This is a genomic window from Streptomyces sp. NPDC002130, assembly GCF_040296465.1.
GTDB lineage: Bacteria > Actinomycetota > Actinomycetes > Streptomycetales > Streptomycetaceae > Streptomyces.
In genome coordinates, this window is record NZ_JBEOXI010000685.1 from 1 (window position 1) to 1,718 (window position 1,718).

Consider the following 1,718-nt stretch of genomic DNA (forward strand, 5'->3'; position numbering starts at 1 on the left):
GGTCAGTCGACGGTTTCCCGATCATTCGGTCCGCTCAGCAAAGCGCTGGCCAAAGGTATTGACGCAATTTCGGTGACCTTCTATCGCATCACCAAAGGCAAGAAAGACGGCAAGCGTCGTGGTGGGCATCGGACGCTCACGCACACCGCACTGTTTGCCGCCGGTCTGGGGGCCGGGGTCTCTGCGTTGGTTGTTCAATTCGGGAAGCCCGCCATCATCATCACGCTGTTCTTCTGCCTCGGGCTGGCCATCCGAGGGTTGGCGGGTGAATTGGCCAAGGAGAAGGGGTGGCTCGCGGTTTCCGCCGTTGCGTTGGTGCTCTCCGCCCTCACTTGGCAGTGGTATCCCAGTGAGGCCGGATCCACCGGGCTAGGTGTTGCGGTGGCACTGGGCTGCGCCACGCACTGTCTCGGCGATGCGATCACCAAGGAAGGGGTGCCGTTTCTCGCGCCCCTGATTCCGCTCGGCGGCAAGCGATGGTGGGAACAACGGCTGCCGTCATTCCTGTCCATCCGTGCAGGTGGGAACCTCGAGAAGATCCTGATCGGGCCGGCGCTGACTGTTCTGACTGCGTGGTTGATCATCAGTGCGTTCGACGGCGCCCCGGAAGCGATCTATGCCGTCTTCGCTCCGATGGTGCAGTGAGCTTCGGAAAACTTTTATTACGGAACCACTGGCATCGTAATCATATTTGTTCTACGTTCGTCCCTGACATGAACCGAGTCGGCTGACGGAGTGAGCAGTGGTGCATCGAGCAGAACCCAAGGCAGAGCACAGCTCAGGAGTAGACGGTGTGAGCCGGCGCGGATTTCTCGCAGCGAGTGCCGGTGCTGCCGCGCTGGCGGGCATTTCCTGGGCGCCGGCGGGAGCAGTGCCCTGGGGTTCGGCATCGACCATCGCGCCACCGCCCGGATTTCCGTCGGACATTCCGCTGTCACAGCAGGCATACGCCAACTGGTCGCGAGAAATCATGCTCGACAGCGTGTGGACTGCAACGGCGCGTCACAGCGGCGACGTCGTCACCCTCGCCAACTGGGCGTTCGACAACGGGTACACAGTGCGTGCGAAGGGAACGATGCACGGGTGGAGTCCGTTGACCGTGGTGCCCGGCGCGCCTTCGGATCGAGTTCTGCTGGTCGATACGATGGCGAACTTGAATTCGGTTGTGGTGCAGCACGGCACGCCCGCAACAATCACGGCGGGCGCCGGTGCCAGTATCGAAGCCATTCTGACAGCGCTCGAGCGAGAAGGGCTCGGCTGGGCGAACTCTCCGGCGATCGGTGAGCTGTCCATCGCCGGGGCACTGGCGATCGGCGCTCACGGGGCAACGTATCCAGCGGTAGGGGAGACGATCACCCCTGGTCAATCGTATGGTTCGCTGAGCAATCTGATCACCGAGATCACGGTGGTGGCGTGGGACGAAGGCAGCAATCGATACGGGCTGAAGACTTTTCGCCGATCAGATGACGAGATCACGGCTTTCCTGACTCACCTGGGCCGAACCTTCGTCACCTCCGTGACGCTGCAAGGCGGGGAGAATTATCGGCTACGGTGCCAGAGTTTCACCGACATTCCGTGGCAAGAACTCTTTGCTGCTCCCGGTTCGCCAGGGCGTACCTACGAGACCAACCCAACGCCGACCAGCTCACCGAGTTACGAGACAACCTTTAGCCGCGTAGCAGCCACGGGGCGAACCCAGCGAGGCACCGACCGCCAAT

Annotated in this window: 2 protein-coding genes; both read left to right on the top strand. The window is 61.9% G+C overall.

From position 1 onward, the window contains the following. On the top strand, positions 1-645 hold a 645-nt coding region (locus tag ABT116_RS44415), incomplete at its 5' end, for a metal-dependent hydrolase (protein WP_351646583.1). Positions 646-793: 148 nt separating this feature from the next. Beyond that, positions 794-1,718 (top strand): FAD-binding protein (locus ABT116_RS44420; protein WP_351646585.1); only part of this gene is annotated, 925 nt, incomplete at its 3' end.